This window comes from Parabacteroides caecihominis, from assembly GCF_023656785.1.
In the GTDB taxonomy this organism is placed as follows: Bacteria; Bacteroidota; Bacteroidia; order Bacteroidales; family Tannerellaceae; genus Parabacteroides; species Parabacteroides segnis.
In genome coordinates, this window is sequence record NZ_JAMOKS010000014.1 from 1 (window position 1) to 24,631 (window position 24,631).

Here is a 24,631-nt window from a genome sequence, read left to right on the forward strand (position 1 = left end):
ATTCTATCGAATCCGGGAAGTAAAGGCAGCCGTTAAAGTTGCTGTGGAGTTTTACAATCACGAACGCCCTCACTGGAGCCTGGACGGAATGACACCTTCCGAGGCCGCCGAAGGTGAAGGAGAGCTGAAGAAAAGATGGATAAGTTACCGTGAGAGAGCTATTAAAAGGCTGAAAGAGATGGGGATGACAGGATAGATCTTCCATTAAGTAAGGACTGATTATAACCTAAGACTCTTTGGAGGCTTCGCGCCTCCAGCCGTATGGCAAACCTCCGCGGTGGTTTTTTCATTACCCGTTTGGGGTGAATAGAGATTTTGATTATTTTTGCGAAAAACTGGCAGGTAGAGTTAACCTGTTTCATAAATAAGCAAGAAATAAGTCAACCGTTATTATTATTAAGTTTAAACCGAGTCAACCTTTTATATATATAAGACTGAAAGTAGTCAACTAAAAACGTTAACATACAGACCTCTGGTAAAATACATACTAAGTAAAATCTGTTTCTCCCTATTGGAACACTTGTTTCATTAGGGAGAAACATTTGTTTCATTACTATGAAACAGTATCAAGGTTGTATGTTTATATTTGAATACAATAGCTTGCAGGTTAGAAAGCATTAGTTTTTATCTTTGTATCCGTTTAAGAAAACAAAAACAAGATGGAGATTATAAGATTGACAGCAACGGATCATCCGCGGTATACTGCTTTTAGAAACATATATGATATAAGTTTCCCAATCTATGAACAACGGACTGTGGAGCAGCAACAGGATGCGTTTTCAGACAGCCGGTATCATCTGGATTGTTATATTGATCCGGTCAATGATCTTTTATTGGGTTTTATCGCTTATTGGAGATTCGACAGTTATACGTATGTGGAACATTTTGCAATCCATCCGAATGAGCGGGGGAAAGGTCTGGGAGGTTTGATTCTGAGGAATCTGATAGAACAGGAAAGTGGACGTGTATTATTAGAAATAGACCCTGTTACGGATAAAGTCTCTGCTGCCCGCCTGCATTTTTATCAGTTACATGGGTTTGTAGAAAATCCGTATCCTCATACCCATCCGGCTTACAGAAATGGATATCCGGATCATTCGTTAGTTGTTCTTTCCTCCGGGGAAACCATCCCGGATATTGAATATAAGCGGTTCGCTTCAGATTTGAATCGGGTTATAATGAAAAAGGGAAGGTGACGAACCTTCCCTTTTTCATTATATAGTTTCTTTTTATTCTTTACTCAACGCTTTCAGGGATGCGAAGAATGTGGAACCTTTACCTTCTTCCGATTCGAACCAGAGCTTTCCGTCATGCTGTTCAACAAAGTCTTTGCAAAGCATCAAACCTAATCCGGAACCTTTTTCATTATTCGTTCCATAGGACGTGAAGTGAGTATTCTGTTTTAACAACTTTTCCTGGTCTTCTTTCTTTATCCCCTTGCCGGAGTCTTTGACGCTGATAACAACATGATCTCCTTCTATCTTGGAACCGATAGTAATTGTTCCGCCTTCAAAGCTGAACTTAATAGCATTTGAAATAAGGTTCCTGATGACTGTTTTGATCATATCTATATCAACAAAACCGGATAATTCTTTGTCCATGTCCTGTAATTGGATAGTCAGTCCTTTTTGGGTAGCCATCGGGATATATATTTCTGCTGTGCTTGAAACCAGACTGTTTATATCAGTTTCCTGTTTATATACGTTTTGTTTCTTCAGACGGTTTTTGGCCCACTTAAGCAAATTATCCAACAGCAGGAAGATTTCTTCCGATGTCTTGTTCATCATCTGGAGCATTTCAAATACTTCCGGACTTACCTGGTCCTTATCTACCATCATAAGGATCGCATTGTTCATCATTTTCAGAGAACCCAGAGGCGAACGCAGGTCATGGGCGATAACGGAATAAAGGGTGTCACGGGATTCTATGGTGTTTTCCAGTTCCTGCTTAATTCGTTTAATGCTGAATAACTCGAAACGGTGGGCTACGCGCTTAACCAATTCCTCTCTCTGGAACGGTTTCGTCACATATTCTGTTGCTCCGAGTTGGTAACCTTTTACTATACTCTGCATATCACTCAGGGCCGACATGATAATAACAGGTATATCGTTTGTGTCCGGATTGCTTTTAAGATGCTGTAATACTTCGTATCCATCCATCTCCGGCATCATGATATCTAATAGTATGAGATTAGGGTGCTTGTCATGTGCCAGACGTAAAGCCTTGGCTCCGCTGTCACAGGTTAATAGCCTGTAGCCTTCTTTTTTTAATATAGCTTGTACTAACATGACGTTGGTTGGTACATCGTCAACGATCAATACTGTATATCCTGCTGCTAAATTATCCATATCAAATTTAAACTTTTCTTGATATTCAATCACTATGCGTACGCAAAAATATTAATAATGTTTGAATTTACAGGCGTTTTCCTTGTTACATTTTAGAATTATTTTTTTTATTGAATTCTTTTTGCTTTCTCCCATGCTCCATTCCCTTTATTTCCAGCTAAATAGAAAAAACCTCTTATCACATTTATATTCATGAAAGAGAAGTAGTAGGGGATAAAAAACAACTTGTTTCGAACATTTTTCTGTTCCATCATATAACCTGCATAAGCCATTATATAGAATGCGACTTGTAAAAGTAGTAAAAATATATAAGTAAACTTACCATAACAGGCTAATATTATATTTAATGGTATTAAAAGAAATAACATGACCGGTGTAATGGTCCATCGTAAGACACGATGGCTCACAAATTGAAAACTAAGCATACCATAACGGAAGATGTTGAACAGGTTTCGCAGACGCCAGACAGATTGCAATCCTCCGGCAGCAATGCGTATTTTGCGTTTTTCTTCTTCTTTCATATTGAGGGAAGCGGTTTCGGTAGCGTAGGCTTCTTTACAATAGGCTATTTTATAGCCTTTTTGTGCAATACGTAATGAAAGAATGAAGTCGTCAAGAAGGGTGTCTGACGGCATTTGTTCGAATAACTCCGTCCGTACGGCAAATAACTCTCCTGCTGCTCCGACAGCCGAATACAACCGGTAGTCTAATGCTTTCAGGGCTGATTCGTATTTCCAGTAAATGCCTTCTCCCGCCGTAGCTCCATGGGCAGTGTTTGTTTCCACTCTTTTTTCTCCGGCTACGCAGCCGACCTCCGGATTGGAGAATTGGCGGATAATTTCATGCACGGCTTCTTTATTAAGCATGGTATTTGCATCCGTAAAGATGACGTAGGGCGTTGTTATATATTGTATACCTCGGTTCAGGGCGGCTGTTTTACCTCTTCGTTCCGGTTGGAAAAGCACGGTTACTTCCGGGTATTGTTTCAGGAGTTCATTCGTACGGTCGTTTGACCCGTCTGTAACCCAAACGATTTTCAGTTTATCAGTCGGATAGGCAAGGGCATGGCTGTTCTCCATCTTGGATGCAACGATGTCTTCTTCATTGTATGCCGCAATGAAGAGGGTAACTTCAGGAAGAGGCTTAGGCAATCCTATGCTTATGGGTTTTTTGAAGAGTTCTTTTACTTTTACTAATACATATAATAATGTACCGTATCCCAGATAGGTATAGAAGACTATAAAGATACCGATCCAAAATAGCCATTCGATTACAGTGTAAAATACTTCTTGCATGGTTTTATATTTATTTATCTGATAAAAGAGATTCCGTCTATTCCTCCTTTAAGCAAAGGAAGTATCAGCTTGAATTTTCCTTGGCATAAATAAGTCAGAAAGTGCTTAGGTAAAGCAACAAAAAGCTGATATAGATATGAACATTTCCTTTCAAATGGGTCAGACAATGTCCTTTGGGCAAATATCAAACGATTGCGGGTATGAAAATATACTTGTAGCGGACTTTGCAGACCGACACTGGCACTTTCTTTATGTCCGACGATAGCCTGAGGTTCATACCAGATACTAAATCCGGCTTTATGCATGAAAGTACACCAATCCAGTTCTTCATAATATAAAAAATAGTATTCGCTCATATAACCGAACTTTTGAGTATCAGCCGTCCGGATCATCATGGCTGCTCCATTGGCAAAGGCTGTTTCCTGCGGGACATCAAACCTTCCGTCGTCTTCCCGTGAGTAGCCAATGAACTCGTTACGGAGTGTTATGTAACTCATTGGAGTGGCTCCTGCATATTGCAGTTTATTGTTTTGCGGCCAGAAAGTCGTTTTAGGGGAGACACATCCTATTTTTTCATCACTATCCAGCCGTTTTACCAGTATCTCAAGAATGGGGCGGGTAATGATCGTATCGTTATTCAGGAAAAACAAGTAATCACCGGTTGCCTGTTTGACACCGATGTTATTTCCTTCTGCAAATCCGAGGTTTATATCGTTTCGTATTACTTTTGCATCAGGATATTTTTCTTTTAACAAAGTGTAATCATTCAAACTGGCTGAACCGTTATCCACAACAATCAGTTCGTAAGGATAATTTTCATGCTGTTTTAATGATTCAATCATTTCACATGTATCTGTGACCCCGTTATAATTAACAGTGATTATGGAGACTTTTTTATTCATGATTATTCTTTTTAGTGATATGATGCGGTGTATTGTTGAAACTCATGTCTTTCTTTTTTACGCGGCAAATCGAAGCCGTGTAACTGCGTAACAGCGCTATCATCATTGATGGTAGTTTTGTTATGCTGACGAAAAAGTCCCGGGTGTACATATTCCGGGGTATTGCTAAGAGATATGTTCCTATTTTGATGATTAGCAGGCAATACCATTTAATTGCAACGGGAAACGATACGACAGACCAGAAGAGTATCATCAGGAATATCAGCAAAAAACGAACTGGTCTGGGGAAAGGGATCCATTGGATGACCTTGTCAATATATGACAGATTTAACTTTCTTATTTTAAAATCCTTTGTTATCAGGGAAAATGCAAGAATCTGAGCATGGAACCATCTTGACCGTTGTCTGATCAGAATGTCTTGTCTGGCGGTCTTTTCATCATATACATATATATCATCACTATAATCTACGAATATGTTGTCTCTGGCCAGGATGGCTTCCAGTTCTTTGTCTTCCGCAAAGGTTTTGCACTCATGCATATGTTGTTTCAGCCATTCAAAATCAAAAACCATTCCAGAACCGATCAAAGCTGATGATAGTCCAACGTTCACACGTCCTTTTCTGAATATAGTATTATTTATCTCTTCTGAAATGCCATCCCACACGGCAACGGATGTGTTTTCATTTTTCCGGGTTCTGTGGGCCTGTAATACTTTAACTGTTTGTGTGGCTTGGTTTATGCGGCTCAGAAAGTCTGTGTCGGTAATATTATCTGCATCCATAATAATAACCCGGTCAAATCCATCCAGGTGATCTAATGCATAAGATATGGATTTATGCTTCATACTTTCTTGAAAGTCAGGAGTAAAAAGAGTTATTGGCAATTGCCCCAAAGCGAGATTGGTTACCTCCTCCATATGATCAGAGATCACTACTACCTGAAATTTATCTTGGGGATAATCTTGCTTCAAAAAACTTTCAACAGATTCTTTTATTACCTGGTCTTCCTTATAGGCAGCAAAGATAACTGCAATGCTTTGTGTTTTAACATGGTCTGTCTTTCCTTTTTTTCTTTTGACAAAAGAGGCCAAAGTGAAAAAAAGATTATATCCTGTGAATATCGCAGTGATGATGAACAGGAATGTATCCAATTGAAATAGAAGGTTCATTTTCTTTTTTTACAAAAGTAAATATAATATTTAGATACTTTGAATTTCAATGAGTTTTTTTATTGCATCCTCATTTAGAATTATATTTTCTTGATCTATTGGTGTACGATGTCCCATACATTTAATTTTTGATGAATTATTTTTCTATCGCTTTTAAAACTTTATCCATTTGAGCTTCCCATGAAAGTGAAAGAATTGAATTTCTTATTTCTGATGGATTGAGCTTTAGTCTTTTATGGAAATCTATTATTTTGTTTATATTAATAGGGCTTTCATCTGCCGGTACTTTTAAAATATAGGCTTTATTTTCAAAATCACTATCTTGTTCTGAATAAATGAAAGATAATCCACGAGCTGCATATTCCCGGTTTTTTAATGTTTTTATGTTTGTTATGCCACTACGGTGGCGGGCAAGACTGCCAATCGCCATATCAGATTGTTCAAAAAGCAGATCTAAATCTCCTCCATGTTTTGCTCCATGTAGAATTATGTAGGGTTCTAAATGGTGTCTGCTAATCAAGGGTACAATATCATTGCTTTCTCTTTCTCCAAAGAAGTTACCAACAATATGAAAAAAAACTTTGTAAACAGGGTTTCCTTTATAATAATCAACAAGACCTTGTACGAGGCGATCAAATCCGTGCCAGTAGTGTATTTCTGCGACTCCAATCAGATGAAGTTCATGGGATGTATCGTTGATGTTTTGCTTTAGCTTTATTTTGCGAAAGTCTATGCCATTGGATATTTGAATAGTTGGAGTCCCAAAAATAGATTTGTAATCAGAGAAAGTAATAATGCGATATAAATATTTAGCAAAAGTTTTTCTAAAACATTTGTCTATAAACAATATTATCTTTCCGTAAAAGCTAGAGTATTCATTGTCATATGGGTAAGTCGGTATTTCCATTACAACACGAATATTGGCTTTGTGCATTTTTTTTACCATATTAATAGTAAAGGGGTTGGCATTGTGATCAGAGCGAATATATACAAAACGAATTTCCTCTCGAATTACATAATCTGCAATAGAATTAAATTCAACTCGTTTTAAAATTTTACTACTTACACCTTGTCCGTAATCTCTCAAAATATTATTATCAATCATCCTGTATTTATTTCTATCAGATTCTAACAAATAACAGGTACGTACATCTAAAGCACAATTTTTTAAGGCATCTACTTGATAATATATCTTTTTGCTGATGCCATTTGTTTCACTGAAACCATGGTATATGAGGAATAATACTTTCATTTTTTTATTTTCGATTTGATAAAGTTAATAATATTATATTCTCCTCTTATTTGCACGTATGCAACATAAATTATAGTGAATACACTACCTTTTAATAGCAGACTGGCATATATGGAACTTTTATCTGAAATATAATAGATAGGTAATAAACAAACTATTAATATACCTGTAAGTAGAGTAGGGGACAAAAACTGTTTCCAAAATTTCCAAAGATCTTCTTTAAAGGTAATCTTATACATCCATATATAACACTGTACAAAATTGATTGTAAATGTAATACATATACACCATGCTACAGCCTCCAAGGTTTTGAAAAAAAATATACCGGTCAATATACCTATAATATTGAGTAGTGTAGAAAATAAACCGCATATAAATAAACTTCTAGTATCATTTGCCGCTTGAAAAATAGAACCGGAGGTCGATAAGATGATCTGTATACCGACTGATATGGATAAGATTTGAAATACAGGAACAGAAGGCATCCATTGTTCTCCAAAAATGATTAATATGATTTCTTTGGAACAAGAACATAATAATACAGATAAAGGAAATCCTATAAATGCCAAAAAGCGAATTACCTTATTGTATGAAATTGATAATTTTGTCAAATCATTTTGAAAGTCTGAAAATATAGGATGCATTACAGGTGAAATGACATGTGTAATATTTTGAAGAGGTAACATCATCAGCCGATATGATTTTTCATAGTATCCTAACGCAACCATATCCATATATTTTCCGATCAATAGCTTATCCAGATTACGACTGAAATAATTGATCACATTAAACATGAATTGGTATGCTGAGAAGCTAAAAATTTTTTTCATGGATTGAATACCCCATGTCCGAGATAATTTTTGTGGGTTTTTCCGAAAAGAAATAATGAATAATAATATACTTGACAATATGGGATTAATGACCAGTGCATATAACCCGGCTCCCATAAGAGCTGCAATGATGGCCATACTGCCTCCGATAATTTGGATTGTTAAACTTCGGTATGCAATGAACTTAAATTCCTTTTTCTTAAACAATAATGCATTAGGCACAATATTGGCTGATGCGAAGAATAAGTTTAATGATAGCAGTTGGCATATAGTTAATAATGTATTGTTGTTGTAAAAATGAGATATGGGCCATGAAGATAAAAAAAATAAAATGGCTATGCTAATACCTAACCAAAGTGTAAAGGTAAAGATATTGCTGAAATCTTTTTTTAAGAGTGTTTTATTCTGTATGATTGCCGGTGCTATTCCGAGATCGCTGAATATATTAAAGAAAGAAATAATCACAGTAGCAATTGCCACTACACCAAAGTCTTCCGGATCTATAAGGCGGGCAAGTATCCCTGCAACGACTAAGGATACTATTATTCCTGAATATTTAGCTATTGCGGTATAGAAAACACCGGATAGAAGTTCTTTTTTAGTGGAAGTCATATGATTTACTTTTTGAAAAATGATTTAAATAGTAAAATTGCTAGATTTTTCCGAGAAACATACTTCGTATAATTTTTGATACAATGTTTAGTGATGTATAAGCGGTCCTTGAATGGCATTTTGTAAGATAACCACACTGCGGCATTGAGCATTTTAGACAAGTACTTATCGATTATGTTTTGTGTTTCTATATGATTGGACGCATAATGTAATAATTTGTCAGTAATGATGAAATAGCTATCCATATTTTTCAATGAGAATTTACTCGTCATAATTGAGTCGCAACGAAGTCTTCTCTTGAAAAAATCTTCATGTATGCACATAATTCGTTTTGCCTGTAAGTATAATAAGGTTATAAATAATTGATCTTCATGAATAATTCCGGGAAGAAAACGAAGATTTATCTCGTTTAGAAATTTTGTGTTTATAAGATTTAAGCAGGGAGACGGAGAATATTTGCTATTTTCTACCAAGAGTGTAAATAATTGTACGCCATCATATAGGATATCAGGGTTAGTACAATCTTTACGCTGATAATTGATATGAATATCAAAATTTGCTTCTTTATTAAGAATGTCAGCATCAAAAAAAATAAAATCTAAAGCATTTTTTTCACATTTGAAGAAACATGATTCTAAAGTTTCAGGTTCAAGATAGTCATCGCTGTCCATGAAATACAGATATTTTCCTTTAGCAATACTTATTCCTTGATTGCGTGTAGTAGAAGGACCTTGATTTTCTTTGCTATAGACTTGTATGCGGTCATCCTCATACGCCAATTTTTGAATTACAGATAAAGAATTATCTGTTGAACCATCATTAATAATAATAATTTCTATATTCTTTAATGTTTGGTCCATTATAGATTTCACAGCCTTTTCTACATATTTTTCGGTATTGTAGACAGGGATTATTACACTTACTTTGGGTGATTTCATGATAATCTATTTATTGGGAACTTTATAAATCTTTTAATCCGTAATTTTTTGAAAACCAAAAATCATTAGGATTATTTATATTAAAATTTTTTCTAACACCACCGAAATGGTCTTGTATGATTTCTATACCCGGTCCATTATTCCCTTCAATGAGAATCGGTCCTGATTCTGAATATGCAATATCCCATCCAATGTATTTTATTGGTGAATATTTAGAAGCAATATCTTTTGCAAATTTTATAATTTCATTCCAAAATGGGATTTTATAATTGTTAAATAAGAATTGAGTATCTGGATGTTCTGTATATGTTTTTCGATTATCGGCTATTGCTTCTTCTCCTAATAATCCAGATTCTGAATTTATTTTGATATAGATACCTCCAGAACTGGCATTGTCAATTTGCATTCCTCCGCATCCCATGCGTAAAAGAGAAAAGATAATTTTAGGTTCTTCACCTTGATTATATTCTGTTATTATGCGAAATGTATTTATAGCATATGGATAAATTTTGTTTATATCCGTATGTTGATTTACTCCTTCCTGAATAATATAACTGTTTTTTGCTATTTCTGATATATAATTTTCATCTAAAACAATATTGTCATTACGATCCAAAAAAATGTTATCCTTTTTGTTGAAAACTTTAATACCTTTTCCTCCAACACCAAATGTCGGTTTTACGAATATTTTATTAGCATTTGATTTTTTGATTAAATTATAACAATCTGTTGTGTCTATTAAATCTAACGAAGTAGACAGTTTCAAATTATTTTCAGTGAAAAATAATGTATTAGGTTGTGGTATGTTTAATCCTGTATTTATAATATGCATGAGTTTTTTATCTTCGCATAAAATATTTCTATCTTTAAATGATTTTGGATATAGTAAATAATATGCAAAATAATCAGGAATGTAGTCTTTCATTTCTTCAATATTTAGAGTACAGTCTTTTCTGTATAAGTTATACCTAAAATATTGAATAGGATAGGTATTCCAATATTTTTTTAGTATTCTTATTTCATTCTTAATGATATTTGCACTTTTTTTCTCTTCGCATGATGTATACATATCTAAATATTTCGCATAATAGTTACGGTAATAATCTCTATGCGATTTTTCTGAATTTACTTTTATGAAGTAATATAAATATTCTTTGATGGTTTTCATTGCTTTTTTGTATTAATCCATTTGTTTAATTTGAGATCAAAATATTTTATAACTTTGGCAGGATTCCCAACTGCGACCGAATAATCAGGGATGTTTTTTGTTACAACACTTCCAGCTCCTATTTGACATCTTTTTCCGATATGTACTCCCGCAACTACAACAGAGTTTGCTCCTATATGAGAATCATCTTCAATGATAACTTCTTTTTTAATCAATGGTTGCTCATTAGAATCAAGATTTCCATTTTCATATCCATGATTAAAGCCGGAAATGAAAACATGTTGTCCCAAACCAACTTTATTTCCTAGCTTAACAGGACCAATTACAACTGATCCTATGCCTATTCTCGCATCATTGCCAATGATGACATCACCAGCTCCATTATTAATGGTAGTAAAATCTTCTATCAAAGTATTATTCCCTATTATGAACTGATTCCAAGGAAAGACGTCAATCCTTGATTTGCTTTTTCGAATGATAGCTCCTTTTCCTTTTTTATGGAAAAAAGGGTTTACGAACCATTTAACCCAAATTCTGGGTTTAGGATTCTTAGGAGATGATATTAAAAACAAAACGAAATGTTTTAATGTCTCATTTTGTTTTATCTTTTGTTTAAGGTTATTATTCATTGTGTTATTTTAAAATATTCTGATAGATTTCTAATAAAGACAATGCAGTACTTTCCCAGGAAAATTTCTTTACTCGTTGTAAGCCATATTCTACCTGCTGAGTGTAATATAGATGATCATTTTCTAATAAAAGTAGCTTATTGGAAATATCTTCCTCATTGAATGGATCTGCCAATAGGCCTTTTTCTCCCGCAATTTCTGGCATTGCGGATGTATTGCCTGTAATTACCGGTGTTCCGCAAGCCATGGCTTCAAGTATAGGAATACCGAAACTTTCTCGAAGTGAAGTATATAGAAATACATATGCTCCATTATATAAATAAGCTAAATCTTTGTTCGGTATATATCCGGGATAATATAGATAAGGCTTGATATCTTCTATTCCTTGCTCTTTTAATATGCTATCCAGTTTGTCTTCTTTTAAATCAGCTATCAAAAGAGGACGTTTTTTATCAGATTTCTTTAGATATAGACTGTAGGCCTTTAATGTGCGTGGGACATTCTTTTTAGGGTCTGTGTTTCCAAGGAAAAAGAGATATTCATCCTCTTTTACGTATTTCCTAGTAACGGAAGAAATGTCGGATATCGGATAGAAATGTCGGCTATATCCATTATATATTGATGTTATTTGGTTATTAGGTAGATGTAACGCATTTTGAATACGTTTTCGCTCAAAATTGGAAACGGTAATAATCTTTTTGCATAGAGGTAAAATACGTGGAACAACCAATCGACGATAATACCATCCCATATTTTGGTACCATGACTTATTTCCGCTTTGACGTGGTTCCAAAAAGATGATATCATGTAATGTGAGTATTAATGGAACCGGACAATAGATGGGAGCTGTGTTACTAGTGCAATGTAACAGATCTGCTTTTATCTTTGCTACAGCACGAGGTAAGGCTATCTGTTCCCATAGAGGATATGTGGGACAGTTTACTTCTATAATATGCATATTAGGAGTTTCTTCCAGACAGCGGTCGTTGCCTGGACTTACAAAAATATAGTACTCATTTTCTTTGTCTATTTTTTGTAACTTCCGTATGCTTTCTAAGGCAACAAAGTCCATCCCATGTTTGTTGGAACGAAATATACGTTGTGCTTCAATGGCTATTTTCATCTTTAACAGTGTGTTTTGTATGAATAAATTGTTTATTACCTCCCCTTAATCGAAAAAGATTGAAAAACATTAAAAGAAATAATACAGGCAAACTGATAATCGCCTTTTTAAATTGTTTATCTACTAAATAGTCAGGAACAGCCAGGCTGAAAGTTATGCCGATAAAAAGTAATAATCCCCACCATTTGATTGACAAAAATATGTTAATTACACTCAGGAAACAGGCAATAAGGATAACAAATCCTAATAGCAGGATGCGGGGAGGCATCATCCATTGGAATAGTTTATCACAATAATCCCATTTTCCTCTCAATATGGCCCCTGGTAACTGGGATATTCCTGAAAATAAATTATAAAATTGGGTGGCTAACCACCGACGTCGTTGATTATAGAATTCTTTTTTACCTCTTACTTTTTCATCAAAAGTATATACATCTTCTAGATACTCGATATATATATTTTGTAAAAGTAATTTACGCTCCATATGTTTATCTTCACCTATTTTATCGATTCCCTGGATTATGTTTTTAAATAAACTGTATTCAAAAGCCATGCCTGATCCGCTTAATCCGGATGAAAAACCGAGACGTGTATGCCCCTTTCTGAAGATAGAATTATTGATCTCCTCACTAACAGCATCAAGGACGGCCGTATTTGTATCTCGATTTTTGGCAACTCTATGTGTCTGTATGGCTAGACATCCGGAGTAAAAAGCATCATTGATTTTCTGTAAAAAATCTGGTTTTACGACATTATCTGCATCGAGAATTACCACCATATCAAAAGACAGTTTTTCTTGTTCAATATATTCGATAGCTTTCTCCAATGCATAAATTTTGGTGCTCATCGGATCGGATATTTGAGTGACTTTAGCTGTTATTTCTCTTAATTTGAAAATTGTTTCTTCCTGCATTTGGTCTGAAACAACAATTATATCATATAAATCTCTGGGATAATCTTGTTTGAGAAATGATTGAATGGAATCAACGATCACATTATCTTCCATGTAAGCCGGAAATAATATAGCATACCTGCATTGTTTATTTGCTTTAGGATAAGTATAAGGTGCTTTCTTTTTTGAATAGGCAGCGAATATAAACAGATATAATACTGCTATCAAGAAAAGTAAAAAAAGGATGGCATCAATAAGTAGGAATATATATTCCTGTTTATCGATCCAGTTGTTCTTTATATTAAATAATAATTCTATCATATTTTTATCAGCTAGAAGTTTGTCTATTTTTTATTCTTATTATTAAGTTCTTTGTCAAAATATTTTCCATTCAAAATAAAACTCATCCCCATAAAAGCTATGACCATTGTTGGGAATTGTCCCCAAAATGAATTTCCATATGCGCTCAGGAACATTCCGAATATTGCACATAACCAACCTGTTAATATCCCTTTAAGCTCCGGGTCATATATATTGAACATTAAAATCCATGCTCCACGCCCTATAGTAATAAGAACCATTCCCATATATATGATTAAGCCGACTATTCCTGTTTCAACCCATATTTTAACGTACCAGGAGTCGGTAGGAATAGAAGTTGTGAAACGCCTGGATAGTTTTAACCCCAAACCGTCACCGGATAATCCCAGACCTTCTCCAAATGGTTTATATTTTAGATATTCCTTTAATTTCTTTTGGTTTTCCTTGCGGACGATGTATGAAGCATCTTCACTTGGTTTAAACGCTGTTCTCATTCTTCTGATCGATGGATTACTCTGTCCGATCATCGTGAAAGCAAAAAATACATAAATTAGGGCTAAAGATATACTTCCTGTTATTATTGATCGTGTTTGTTTGCTCACTACGGTATAAAGGGCCAATCCGGCTAAAGGGACGATTATGGCTCCCCGAGTACCGGAAAGCATCATAGTATATAAAGATGTAATAGCTACAATTATATAATAAATTTTGAGTGTTCTATTTTTTATGTGTAAAGATGCTATACCTAAAACAATACCTGCACCTCCCATATTTGAACCCATATTACTGGCATCGGTGAAAAATGAAAAATAACGTATGCCAGAATGTATTAAATGAGTTGTCGCACCTCCATTATTGAGCCATCGGGTTTCAAAAGTATCAAAGCCTATATATTTTTGCATAAATGTTTTTAGTATTGCTAATACTGTAAAAAGTGAATAGGTAAATAAGAGGGCTTTTAATATTTTATATTTTGTACATAATAAAGAGGTTAGTACTGTAATGATTAACCCATTAATAATTAATCCTCTGGATAAAATCCAACCATCTAATACCGCACTAGGATTCATAATCTCCAATATACAATAGGAAGCCCATAATAATGAAAATGCACTTAATAGATGAAAACATCTTTTCCATTCGACATTGTGATAGAGTGCGCTATGTATAATAATCAATATGAGGGTCAAGACATACAATATATCCATAATTATGCTGATTCCCTCTATTGGTATATAGCGGGTGATCCCGAGTATGAAATAATTGATAGTAAAGATGATGAATAACATTAACTGAGGATATCTCAGGATTAAAATTCCGCCGGTACATATAAAAGGAAATGTAATAATTACTGCAAATAGAGGTATATTCATGGATAATAAGGCCATAAAAATACCAGCTAATCCTACCAATATTAAAAGATAGAGAAGCTTAACAGAACGAGTTTCGACAGGTATGTAATTATTACTATCCATGTTATTCTCTAATTGCAGAGTTTCTTGCCGTTAATCCCATATAAATAATGCGGTTTGAAAGTGAACGGATAGAGGTCTCCGGAGGTAATTGACCTGTAAAGTCTTCTACTGCCTCACGTGAAGCATTATTTAAATAGAGATATAATGGTTTACCCTGAGCCATATCATGTAAGTAATTCACAAACTCTTCATCGCTGTTTTTCCATACTCTGCGAGCATTAGCAATTAAGAGATTTATGTCTGCTTTGTTTAATAGATTAACAGGTAGACTATTATCTTTAATAGCTGGATATTCTAATAAAAGAATATCTGGACGGTCATTATCTCCCATGTAGAAACTGATTTCTCCAGAAGATAAATAACTCGCATCAATTGGAAAATCTTTTCCTGCAACTAGATGCTTGACATTGAATCCGATCTCCTTCCAATATTCTGTTAGATATTGGCAAACAAAACTTTTACCTTCTTTTTTTTCTATACTTAATATATTAATATGGAATGTATGACCTTTTTTCATGTATTGCATCAGTCGGTTACAAGTATAGGCGGCTGATATTCTGTTACAGGCTTTTATAAATCCTCTGTATTTCAATTGCTGATTACCGGTGAACGCACCTAATACAGTCATATTAGTAAGTCTCCGGGTACGTTCTGCATCCCGCAAAGTTCTGTCTAGCAGCTCAACAATTAAATTTAGACCAATAATGAATATTATACTACCTGCAAATGCTGCAATGATCAATAATAATCGTTTACTTTTGTCACTGAAAAGAGGAAATGTAGGTTCTGATATTGTGTTTAATGTGGCAGAAGTTAATTGTAAATTCTTTTGTTTCATTTTTGCCATATTCAAAGCATGCAACACCTGTAAATATGATTCTTCTGTTACGTGGATTTCACGTTCTTGTCTGTTGATCTGGGTTCCAACGGGAGAGTAGGTTTTATACTGTTCAGTAAAATCTATTTTCCTTTGGTCTAATATTTTTAATTCTGCTTTAGCTTTGATATTAATAATAGTTTGGGCTAGCCATTCATTTACTAATCCGTCAATAGAAATACCCTCTTTACTTTCTTTGTAGTTATTGATCTGTTCTGTCAGAGTAGCAACCTTTTTCTCCGCATTCTTTAAGTCTTCTTTGTATTTTAATAATTCCAGGTCATCATCCTGAGTATTTTCGGTCGTAAATATTTCTATTTCTGTTATTTTTCCATTTATTTTAGATATTTCTTCTAAAGCTTTGATAAACTCGTCATTAGCCTGCACCAGCTTGACACGAACTCGCATATATTGTTCAAGACCTTGAAGTAATTGTGAAGAACTATTGATTCTGCTAATTACTTCCTCATAACGATTCTCAAAATCGGAAAAAGAACCGGCAATAGCTTTTGTTTGTTCCTGATAGTTTATTACGCTATTTTTAATGTTATAATCAGTAAGTTCATTTTCAAGTTTATTTAATTGGCTTTGTAATCTCTTTTGTTCATCCTCGTAATATTTTACGATGTCGTCAGCAGTTTTATATTTTAATTGATTATATGAAATGCGTAATTCTTCACTAAGGAATTTCACTGTTGTTAATGTGATGCCTGGATCTGTTGATGTGTAAGCAATATCAATCAGATCACTATTACCCAAGCGTTTTACAATGATTTGGGATAATGCACCATAACTATAGTAAGGAGTGAATCCGTTAAATAACTTATACAAGAAATTATGTGTATCATTTTGCTTATATTTCTCAAGGTTACTTATCGTTTTCTTAAAAGAATCTTTATCAATTAAATTCAGGACTTCTTTAGGAACAAAGCTAACTAGGTTATGATAGTTTTTGGCAGTTATATATTTATTATCTACATTGGGATCTCCATTAATAAGATTCAATGCTAATAATTTCATTGATACGGTTTCTAAAGTACCTTTTGATTTAGTAAGGTTTACCAAATTGTCGAAGGTATTGTTTACACTCATCCAATCCGGTTTACTTTCACTCTCTAATCCGGTATTAGATGTAATGCCGGTATAGATAGAAGTATTCACAGTATATTTTTTTTGCATGAACTGTGTAAAGTATGCAACTAATGCTGTGACAACTAACGTTCCTAATATTAGTTGATAGCGAATGCGATGTAGAAAACGGGATATATAGAGTGTGATATCCATAAGTCATCTGTTTATGATCTTTACATTTGTGAGCATCTCTAGTAGAGTGACAGCATTATGTAAAGCTGTTCGTCCTTCCTGATAAAGGATGATTGCATTAGTACGTCTTCCTTTCTCTATGGAAAGTTCTCCAATACCAATTTTCCCATTAATGAAGTCCTGTTCGGATATTTTCATTTGGGCGTTATACAATGCCGCAGCATCCGATTTCGCTTTTAGAGTGGCTAAAGATTGTAATACATTGTTATACGCCTCCAATATTTTTAATTTTCGTTCCTCTATTGACATTTCGTACTCGTAATCTAATTGACGGAAATGTGCTTTCTTTGCTCTTATCTTTTGTCTGTGACTAAACAAATCGCCGAAAGGTATTGATATGGATAAGCCTGCGCTATATGTACTTTGATTACTACCCAGGCTAGTCATAAACATTGGATCTTCGACTGTTTTTGTAGTAGATAACTGAACGATCTTTCCGTACTGGTACTGTCCGTATATTCTGAAATAGTCCAACCATTCTCTCCTCGACACTTTCATTTCAGCATCAGCTTCTTCCCGTTTGGCCTCATATATTTTTATAGAGGGATGATCGTAAACAGATTGTAAGAAAGCAGAAAGGGGAGGAAGTTGAACCCGTTCATAGTCGTCTAACATGGCCTGTATAGAGTCTGCATTGGCCATGGCTGTTACTTCTACTGTTGTAGCTTTGTCAAAATAGTTGCTTTTCTTTTTTTGACAGAAACAGTAGGAAGTATTTATCAGTAACAATATAATGAAAATATTTTTCATCAGATTTATACATCCTCCTTTTGGATAAATGCTGTAAACGTTCTTATAATGATCATCATATCCATATGAAAAGAAAAGTCTTTCGCATATTTAATATCCAGTTGTTTCCGCTCTTCAGCAGACATTTTTCCTGCACCACCGCGTTTTTCGACTTGCCAGAGTCCGGTCAATCCTGCCGGAGCCATGAAACGTTGGACGTATTCATCGCTTGTAAGCAGTTCGGCTTCGTAGAGGGGGAGAGGACGGTTTCCTACAACAGACATATCACCTTTTAGGATGTTGAATAATTGTGGGAGTTCATCAATACTATATTTTCGAATGAAATGACCGACGCGAGTGATTCGTGGGTCGTTTTCCAGTTTGAAAAAAGCGTTAGAACGTTCGGTTCGTTTAGTTTTCAGGTAATTATTTTCGGAAGTACTTAAATTGTCAGAGAATAAAAGTATATCCTGTTCATGCCCGCTGGAAGAGGATTGCTGAGATATCTCAGCGGCCGAAGAAGAGTCTTTGAACTCTTCTTCGGCTATACTTTTTGTATACTGATTTAATTGCTGATATTCAGCCAGCCGTTTGTCTGCATCCGAATACATGGAACGGAACTTATAAAAGTCAAAAATCTTATAGTTGCTGCCTACACGTTTTGATTTGTATACAATCTTTCCATTACTTTCGGTACGAATAGCTAATGCTGTCAGGATAAGTATCGGGGATAAGCAAAGAATAGCTGACCCCGAAGCTAGGATATCGAACGTTCGCTTCCATAAAGGCAGCCTGAATTCTGTCAAAGATGATATCTGATTATCTTTTCTGGCTTTTTCCTTTTCTTTGAAATCAATAATGACAGAAAATAATTTCTGCAAATCATCCTTGGAGGTGTTCTTTGATATCATGCAATCAGTGCCGGCTCTCAGATAAGGAATTTTCTCTTCCTTACTTAACGTTTCACTGATTAAAATAATGTATAGGGTAGGATATAACTTATGCAGTTGGGCAATAGTTGGTATATCTGTTGCCATATCGGACCTCTCCATAAAAACACAAAAATCGATGTATTCAATACTGGATAGGCAAGATTTTATCTGCTGGAAGGTGATACATTCGATGATTTTGCATTGCAAAGTTTCACGTAAGTGAGCGGCAAGAGGAATATTATGTCCCCAAAAGATATATTCCATACAAGATGTTGTTATTTACCCTAGCGTTTAGTTATTTATCTCAAAAGTCTTTTTACCCGAACCCTTAATTCTTCAGGATTAAAAGGTTTCAGAATAAAATCTTCTGCCCCTTCTTCAAAAAGACGTATTCTGTTCGCGCTACTTTCAACGCTTGACAGAATCAATACCGGAATGTGATTAAAAAGAGCATTCGCCTTTAGATAACATAAGAATTCTTCTCCGCTCATTTCGGGCATATTCAAATCGGATATCACTCCGTCAGGAATATTTCCTTCATTAAGCCAGGCTATAGCTTTAATCGGATTTTCTCTATATGTAACATCATATAGAGAAGATAAATAAAGCATTATAATCTTTGCTATCTCCGGCTTATCATCAACCAATAGAATTGACTGTTTCATGTTTTTATATACTAGTGCTGTTTTTATTTGCTTCAATGCACAAAATTAAAATAATTATTTAATAAAACGTATAAAAATCAAAGGTTTTTACAGGGGGATAGTCTTTTCTCCAAAGAATGTTATATATGAAAATTATTCTTTAAGTTTGCAAGGCGAAATCTAGTCGTTATATTGAATTGATAAATAAAGAAATGAATATACCCTTTAAAGTATTAAATATAAGCATTATACTTATCACTATGCTTTCCGGTTGTCAGCCGGAAATGCCTGTTACATCTTCAATAATAATTGATTTGGACGGCTTTTCTGTTCCTGTTAATAAAAATTTATATGGAGTAACAATTGAAGAGATAAACCATGCCATTGATGGGGGAGTATATGCGGAGATGATACAAAACCGCAGTTTTGAGGATGGAGTGCCTCCTTTAAACTGCCCTTATGATGCCAAGCGAAATGTATTAAGCACGCCTAACGGATGGACGATTCCTTTTATTCGTCCCGATTCAACACCCGGCTGGCGGAAAATTTCTTCAAATACCAGTATATGGCCTGATAATAAGGAGTTGATTAATGATAAAAATAAACGCTCTTTATTGGTTTCTGTTGCCGCTTCTTCGGAAACCGGGAGAGGAGGCGTGGTTGCAACCGGTTATAATGGACTTTCCATACGTGAGGGGGAAAAATATGAATTGTCCTTATATTTGAAGGGCGGGTCGATGATTCCTAAAAAGGTTCGTATCTTTTTAGGTGATTCTGTGGCAGAAACACCTTTGAGTGAGACTTTTGATGTTTCTCCGATATATGAATGGAGGAAATACAAACATACGTTTACCGCTTCGGAAAGCACAAACAATGCCGTTTTGGCTATTACAGCAGATACTTCTATTGTATTCTGGATGGATATGGTTTCTCTATTTCCTCAAAAAACATGGAAAGACAGGCCTAACGGTTTGCGTCCTGATTTAATGGAGATGATTTCCTCGTTGAATCCCCAGTTTGTCCGTTTTCCGGGAGGAAGTTTTGTAGAAGGTTATACGGCTGGAACATATCCGGTCTGGCATGAAACCATTGGAGATATTTCTACACGCAGGAATTTCTGGAATATATGGGCGTATGGTTCGACCAACGGTATGGGGTATCATGAATATCTGCAAATGTGCGAAGATTTGGATGCGGAACCGCTTTATGTGATTAATAGCGGGGTGACAAGCCAAAGCCGCCGGCCCCGTTATGAGGATATTACAGCTATGAACAAGTTGGTTCAGGATGCATTGGATGCGATTGCTTATGCCAATCAGCCTGCTGATTCGACTTTTGGTGCTATGCGTGCCAGGAATGGGCATCCGGAACCGTTTGACTTGAAATACATAGAGATTGGAAGTGAGAACTATGGGCAGGAATATTCAAAGCGTTTTGACCTTTTTAAAAAAGCTATTAATGAGGCTTATCCTGAAATTACCGTGATTAAGAGCTCGTTTATTTCAGGGAAAAACCGTAACGAGTGGACTGATTATCATTTTTATTCCGGTGAAGATTTCCTTATCGCAAATCATGACAGATACGAGACCGGGCAATATCTGAGAAGATTTCCTGCGGTTTTCATCGGTGAGTTCAGTATGGGAGATGTCTCTTTACAAGGAACTTTGAGGGCGGCGATAGGAGAAGCCTGTTTCCTGCTTGGTGTGGAGAGTAGTCCGGAAGTGGTAAAACACCTGGCCTATGCACCGGTATTGGGGAATGTAAATTATGATTTTCAGAGATATCCGGCTATTTCTTTTAATAATAACAGTGCAATCGGGTCTCCTTCTTATTATATGATGAAGATGTTTTCAGATAATCGGGGAGATGATTTGTTGAAAACAGAAATAGAAACATACAGCAGGCCCCAGGTTACATTCGGATATGCCGGAATCGAACTGTTTGATAACAGTTATGACTTTGAAGATGTGCGGATTGATGGCAAACCTGTAACGGATGCGATAGTCAGGACCGGAGGCTGGAAAGTAAATAACGGTACATTAACTCCCGATGCCAACCGCTGGAACTATATATTAATGGGCGATTCGATAGCTCACGACTACACTTTTTCCTTGAAAGTCAGAAGGAATAAAGGAAGCGGACAGATTCAGCTCCGTGTGCGGGATAATGGAAAAGAAGGAGAGGCCAACGACCATATTGCAGTTTCCATTGCTCCCGGAACCTGTGAGTTCTATCGTTCGTCCGGTGCGGTTAAAGACACATTGCGTTCTCCTGAACCTTATTCTTTTGAAAGCAATCGCTGGTATGATGTGAAAGTGGTTTGTAAGGATGAAGCCGTAAGTTGTTATGTCGATGATAAATTGGTGCATGAGGTTGTATTGCCTCCGCTGCCGTCGCTGGTTTCTGTCGCCACATTGGAGAAGGAGACCAATACGATTATACTGAAAGTCGTAAATACGACACAACATGAAGAAAAGACGGAATTGAATATAAAAGGCGCTAGTGTCAAAAATGATGCGGAAATCCTTCAATTGACCGGCGAGCCTTTGGTGCGTAATACATTTGATAATCCGACCCGGATTGTTCCGGTATCGAAAAATATCACTTTCTCCCTGGGCGGACCGATGGTTTATTCTTTCCCGCCCAACTCGATTACCATTATGAAGATGAAAGTCGATTAAGATAAAGAAAGGCCCTGAACAGTGACGTCCAGGGCCTTTTTTATGATTACGAAAATGTGATTAATGAACCAGCATTTCCGGAGTGATACGGGTGAATCTTTCTGCATCTGCTTTACGCAGTTTTACACTGCCGTCATTCCAGTTGGAAGGCCATCCGCCGATGATATGTCCGAGGAATACCACTTTGATTTCATGCAGGCCGGCAGCCAAAGCAACAGAAGTATCGTGGCGTGAGAAACGTTTTACTTCACCGCCATTGTTAACGAGTAATTTTCCGTCAATCCAAACTTCTTCGTTGTCAGAAGAGATATAGTAAACGCCATCTTCCGGAATATTTACATAACCGGTTGCAACGGCAGCATACTGTTTAACGCCTCTCATCGATTCGCTGGTCTTGACAACGCTGGTAAGTTCGCGTAAATCTTTCATGGTCGATTTCTTCCATTCTTTTACGTCAGCCAGCTTGGATGATTCAAGGAACATACCGTCAGTAACCTGCATTTCCAGTCCCGGAGTTGTTTTAGCAACTTCCTTAGCCGGAGCCAGGGCCTGCTTTTCTACGGTGATTGTACGAGTCTTGCTCATTTTACCGGAAGGTAATACGGAGCGGATTTTCAATATGCCGGATTCTGTGAACTCGATAGGAGCAGAGTAAACAGTTGATTCGGCAGTCGGTTCTGTTCCGTCGATTGTGTACACCACCTTCATCGGACGGGAAGTCTTAAACTCAAGAGACGCCTTGTCGGTAAATGCGACAAAATTAGATGAACCGTTCGGCTGTTCTGCTTGCGGGATATAGTAATTGATGTTGTGTGCATCCAGGCGAACCAATGCGTTATCCAGTCTGCGTTCGAAATCTTTGTAGTCCTTGCGGGTAAGCGGTGACCAACCGATTTCAGCCAAAGCCAGCATACGAGGATACATACGGTATTCCATCAAATCGGTGTTGTACATATATTCCGACCAGTTGTTGCACTGAACGCCGATCACATGCTGGCCTTTGCCTGTAGCAACCAGCGTATCGGGAACCGGATTGTAGTTATATACTTTTTCGATAGAAGCAAATCCGCCGATAGTAACCGGTTCGATCTTGTAGTCTCCTTCATATTGGTCAAGATACATACCTCCGCTTCCTGGAGTCATAATCACATCGTGGTCCATGTTAGCAGCAGCGATACCGCCGGCTTCACCACGCCATGACATAACAGTTGCAGACGGTGCAAGACCACCTTCCAGGATTTCATCCCAACCAATGATTTTCTTTCCGTATTTGCCGGAAAGATATTTTTCCATACGTTGTACGAAGTAACTCTGCAAACGTTCTTCCGCGCTGTGCTGTTTGTCGCCTTTCAAGCCTTCTTCCCTGATACGTTTCTGGCATAGCGGACATTCTTTCCAACTAATCTTCGGACATTCGTCGCCTCCGATATGGAAATATTCGCTGGGGAACAACGGAGCGATTTCATCAATCACGTCTTCCAGGAACTTGAATGTTTCTTCTTTGCCGGCACACATTACGATGTCTTCAACACCCCAGATGATACGCGGAGTACCCGGTTCGCCTTTACAAGACAATTCAGGATAACCGGCGATAGCGGCCATTTCGTGTCCCGGAAGTTCCAGTTCAGGAATAACTGTGATGAAGCGGTCGGCTGCATATTTCACAACTTCCTTGATTTCATCTTGTGTATAGAAGCCGCCGTACTCAGTGCCTTCGCCTTCGATACGTTTTGCTCCGACTTCTGTCAGTTTCGGATATTTCTTGATTTCGATACGCCAGCCCTGGTCATCTGTTAAGTGCCAGTGCATGCGGTTGACCTTGAACAAGGATAATACGTCAATCTGTTTCTTTACGTTTTCTACCGGGATGAAATGGCGGCACGGGTCAAGCATGAAGCCACGGTATCCGAAACGCGGTTCGTCTTTTACGGAAACACATGGGGTGGTCCATGCGATACCGTTTACGACAACCGGACTTTCGATTTCTGCCGGCAACAGTTGCATGAATGTCTGCATACCGTAGAACAAACCTTGTGGGGTTTTAGCTTTTACAACAACTCCATTGGCGGTTACGTCGAGTGTGTAACCCTCGTTATTTACGTCCAGTGATTCGTCGATGAGCAATGAAATTCCGTTAGAAACTTCTTTGTCTCCGACTGTTACCTGATAACCTGTTGCCAGATTCATTTTAGAAGCAAAAAATTCAGCCACAGTTTTTGCTTCCGGAGTGGAAGCCTGGAAAGCCATATTTTTGCCAACTTTAAAGACTCCTTCGTTCTGAGTCAGACTTACAGGTATGGGAATTACATTGATACCCTGATTATAAGGCATCTGTTTTGTAGGCCCTTCGCTGCATGACGCAAGGATACATAGTGCTGCGCCTGCACACATTGAAACGAGCTTCTTCATGTTATAAAGATAAGTTTATAGATAATTGTGAATTTTGTTTTTCGTAGGGGCGGCCCTAGCGGTCGTCCCGGTATTTACTCCGG

General features: G+C 36.6%; 20 protein-coding genes. 3 read left to right on the forward strand and 17 right to left on the reverse strand.

Annotation, left to right across the window (positions count from 1 at the left end; translation table 11 throughout):
- Positions 1–196, forward strand: a 196-nt coding sequence (locus NBH14_RS13065; RefSeq protein WP_250817505.1) for an integrase core domain-containing protein, incomplete at its 5' end; no start/stop codon positions are given.
- Between the two features lie 463 nt (positions 197–659).
- A complete protein-coding gene (locus NBH14_RS13070) occupies positions 660–1,196 on the forward strand; it encodes a GNAT family N-acetyltransferase (protein ID WP_186959720.1) in 537 nt (178 codons plus the stop codon).
- Positions 1,197–1,229: 33 nt separating this feature from the next.
- On the opposite strand, the gene NBH14_RS13075 is transcribed toward NBH14_RS13070, so the two are convergent.
- The 16 genes from NBH14_RS13075 to NBH14_RS13150 all read right to left on the reverse strand — a co-directional run bounded on the left by NBH14_RS13075 (position 1,230) and on the right by NBH14_RS13150 (position 19,479).
- Positions 1,230–2,348, reverse strand: coding sequence for a hybrid sensor histidine kinase/response regulator (locus NBH14_RS13075; RefSeq protein WP_186959719.1), 1,119 nt, complete (start codon positions 2,346–2,348; stop codon positions 1,230–1,232).
- A 107-nt stretch (positions 2,349–2,455) separates the two neighbouring features.
- Positions 2,456–3,643 (reverse strand): glycosyltransferase family 2 protein, encoded by a 1,188-nt coding sequence (locus tag NBH14_RS13080; protein WP_186959718.1) that lies wholly within the window; start codon positions 3,641–3,643, stop codon positions 2,456–2,458.
- A 14-nt stretch (positions 3,644–3,657) separates the two neighbouring features.
- Complete coding sequence (locus tag NBH14_RS13085; RefSeq protein ID WP_186959717.1) at positions 3,658–4,545, reverse strand: glycosyltransferase family 2 protein; 888 nt, start codon at positions 4,543–4,545, stop codon at positions 3,658–3,660.
- Positions 4,538–5,713 (reverse strand): glycosyltransferase family 2 protein, encoded by a 1,176-nt coding sequence (locus tag NBH14_RS13090; RefSeq protein ID WP_186959715.1) that lies wholly within the window; start codon positions 5,711–5,713, stop codon positions 4,538–4,540. The genes NBH14_RS13085 and NBH14_RS13090 overlap by 8 nt, the downstream gene beginning before the upstream one ends.
- A gap of 136 nt (positions 5,714–5,849) precedes the next feature.
- Positions 5,850–6,965, reverse strand: coding sequence for a glycosyltransferase family protein (locus NBH14_RS13095; protein WP_186959714.1), 1,116 nt, complete (start codon positions 6,963–6,965; stop codon positions 5,850–5,852).
- Positions 6,962–8,407, reverse strand: coding sequence for a lipopolysaccharide biosynthesis protein (locus NBH14_RS13100; protein WP_186959713.1), 1,446 nt, complete (start codon positions 8,405–8,407; stop codon positions 6,962–6,964). Before NBH14_RS13100 ends, NBH14_RS13095 begins: the two co-directional genes overlap by 4 nt.
- A gap of 5 nt (positions 8,408–8,412) precedes the next feature.
- Entirely contained in the window at positions 8,413–9,345 is a 933-nt protein-coding gene (locus tag NBH14_RS13105) for a glycosyltransferase family 2 protein (RefSeq protein WP_186959712.1), read from the reverse strand.
- A gap of 22 nt (positions 9,346–9,367) precedes the next feature.
- A complete protein-coding gene (locus NBH14_RS13110) occupies positions 9,368–10,513 on the reverse strand; it encodes a sugar-transfer associated ATP-grasp domain-containing protein (RefSeq protein ID WP_186959711.1) in 1,146 nt (381 codons plus the stop codon).
- The gene (locus NBH14_RS13115; protein ID WP_186959710.1) at positions 10,510–11,142 is read right to left on the reverse strand and encodes an acyltransferase; all 633 of its coding nucleotides are present in this window, start codon (positions 11,140–11,142) and stop codon (positions 10,510–10,512) included. The genes NBH14_RS13110 and NBH14_RS13115 overlap by 4 nt, the downstream gene beginning before the upstream one ends.
- Positions 11,143–11,146: 4 nt before the next feature.
- Positions 11,147–12,265: a glycosyltransferase family 4 protein gene (locus NBH14_RS13120; RefSeq protein ID WP_186959709.1), complete on the reverse strand. Its 1,119-nt coding sequence runs from the start codon at positions 12,263–12,265 to the stop codon at positions 11,147–11,149.
- Positions 12,249–13,478 carry a glycosyltransferase family 2 protein gene (locus NBH14_RS13125; RefSeq protein WP_186959708.1) on the reverse strand — a complete coding sequence of 410 codons (1,230 nt, stop codon included), beginning with the start codon at positions 13,476–13,478 and terminating at the stop codon, positions 12,249–12,251. Before NBH14_RS13125 ends, NBH14_RS13120 begins: the two co-directional genes overlap by 17 nt.
- A gap of 23 nt (positions 13,479–13,501) precedes the next feature.
- Positions 13,502–14,953: an O-antigen ligase family protein gene (locus NBH14_RS13130; RefSeq protein ID WP_186959707.1), complete on the reverse strand. Its 1,452-nt coding sequence runs from the start codon at positions 14,951–14,953 to the stop codon at positions 13,502–13,504.
- A gap of 1 nt (position 14,954) precedes the next feature.
- Positions 14,955–17,114 carry a GumC family protein gene (locus NBH14_RS13135; RefSeq protein ID WP_186959706.1) on the reverse strand — a complete coding sequence of 720 codons (2,160 nt, stop codon included), beginning with the start codon at positions 17,112–17,114 and terminating at the stop codon, positions 14,955–14,957.
- Between the two features lie 3 nt (positions 17,115–17,117).
- On the reverse strand, positions 17,118–17,903 hold the full coding sequence (locus NBH14_RS13140; protein WP_186959705.1) for a TolC family protein: 786 nt from the start codon (positions 17,901–17,903) through the stop codon (positions 17,118–17,120).
- A 5-nt stretch (positions 17,904–17,908) separates the two neighbouring features.
- Positions 17,909–19,078, reverse strand: coding sequence for a sugar transferase (locus NBH14_RS13145; protein WP_350464044.1), 1,170 nt, complete (start codon positions 19,076–19,078; stop codon positions 17,909–17,911).
- A 35-nt stretch (positions 19,079–19,113) separates the two neighbouring features.
- A complete protein-coding gene (locus NBH14_RS13150) occupies positions 19,114–19,479 on the reverse strand; it encodes a response regulator (RefSeq protein WP_007656214.1) in 366 nt (121 codons plus the stop codon).
- A 191-nt stretch (positions 19,480–19,670) separates the two neighbouring features.
- On the opposite strand from NBH14_RS13150, the gene NBH14_RS13155 reads away from it, so the two are divergent.
- Positions 19,671–22,139 carry an alpha-L-arabinofuranosidase family protein gene (locus tag NBH14_RS13155; RefSeq protein WP_186959703.1) on the forward strand — a complete coding sequence of 823 codons (2,469 nt, stop codon included), beginning with the start codon at positions 19,671–19,673 and terminating at the stop codon, positions 22,137–22,139.
- Positions 22,140–22,199: 60 nt separating this feature from the next.
- On the opposite strand, the gene NBH14_RS13160 is transcribed toward NBH14_RS13155, so the two are convergent.
- Positions 22,200–24,548: a family 20 glycosylhydrolase gene (locus NBH14_RS13160; protein ID WP_186959702.1), complete on the reverse strand. Its 2,349-nt coding sequence runs from the start codon at positions 24,546–24,548 to the stop codon at positions 22,200–22,202.
- Positions 24,549–24,631 lie beyond the last annotated feature (83 nt).

Coding starts and splice junctions, on each gene's coding strand:
- NBH14_RS13070 (WP_186959720.1), top strand. CDS start 660: ATGGAGATTATAAGATTGACAGCAACGGATCATCCGCGGTATACTGCT.
- NBH14_RS13075 (WP_186959719.1), bottom strand. CDS start 2,348: ATGGATAATTTAGCAGCAGGATATACAGTATTGATCGTTGACGATGTA.
- NBH14_RS13080 (WP_186959718.1), bottom strand. CDS start 3,643: ATGCAAGAAGTATTTTACACTGTAATCGAATGGCTATTTTGGATCGGT.
- NBH14_RS13085 (WP_186959717.1), bottom strand. CDS start 4,545: ATGAATAAAAAAGTCTCCATAATCACTGTTAATTATAACGGGGTCACA.
- NBH14_RS13090 (WP_186959715.1), bottom strand. CDS start 5,713: ATGAACCTTCTATTTCAATTGGATACATTCCTGTTCATCATCACTGCG.
- NBH14_RS13095 (WP_186959714.1), bottom strand. CDS start 6,965: ATGAAAGTATTATTCCTCATATACCATGGTTTCAGTGAAACAAATGGC.
- NBH14_RS13100 (WP_186959713.1), bottom strand. CDS start 8,407: ATGACTTCCACTAAAAAAGAACTTCTATCCGGTGTTTTCTATACCGCA.
- NBH14_RS13105 (WP_186959712.1), bottom strand. CDS start 9,345: ATGAAATCACCCAAAGTAAGTGTAATAATCCCTGTCTACAATACCGAA.
- NBH14_RS13110 (WP_186959711.1), bottom strand. CDS start 10,513: ATGAAAACCATCAAAGAATATTTATATTACTTCATAAAAGTAAATTCA.
- NBH14_RS13115 (WP_186959710.1), bottom strand. CDS start 11,142: ATGAATAATAACCTTAAACAAAAGATAAAACAAAATGAGACATTAAAA.
- NBH14_RS13120 (WP_186959709.1), bottom strand. CDS start 12,265: ATGAAAATAGCCATTGAAGCACAACGTATATTTCGTTCCAACAAACAT.
- NBH14_RS13125 (WP_186959708.1), bottom strand. CDS start 13,478: ATGATAGAATTATTATTTAATATAAAGAACAACTGGATCGATAAACAG.
- NBH14_RS13130 (WP_186959707.1), bottom strand. CDS start 14,953: ATGGATAGTAATAATTACATACCTGTCGAAACTCGTTCTGTTAAGCTT.
- NBH14_RS13135 (WP_186959706.1), bottom strand. CDS start 17,114: ATGGATATCACACTCTATATATCCCGTTTTCTACATCGCATTCGCTAT.
- NBH14_RS13140 (WP_186959705.1), bottom strand. CDS start 17,903: ATGAAAAATATTTTCATTATATTGTTACTGATAAATACTTCCTACTGT.
- NBH14_RS13145 (WP_350464044.1), bottom strand. CDS start 19,078: ATGGAATATATCTTTTGGGGACATAATATTCCTCTTGCCGCTCACTTA.
- NBH14_RS13150 (WP_007656214.1), bottom strand. CDS start 19,479: ATGAAACAGTCAATTCTATTGGTTGATGATAAGCCGGAGATAGCAAAG.
- NBH14_RS13155 (WP_186959703.1), top strand. CDS start 19,671: ATGAATATACCCTTTAAAGTATTAAATATAAGCATTATACTTATCACT.
- NBH14_RS13160 (WP_186959702.1), bottom strand. CDS start 24,548: ATGAAGAAGCTCGTTTCAATGTGTGCAGGCGCAGCACTATGTATCCTT.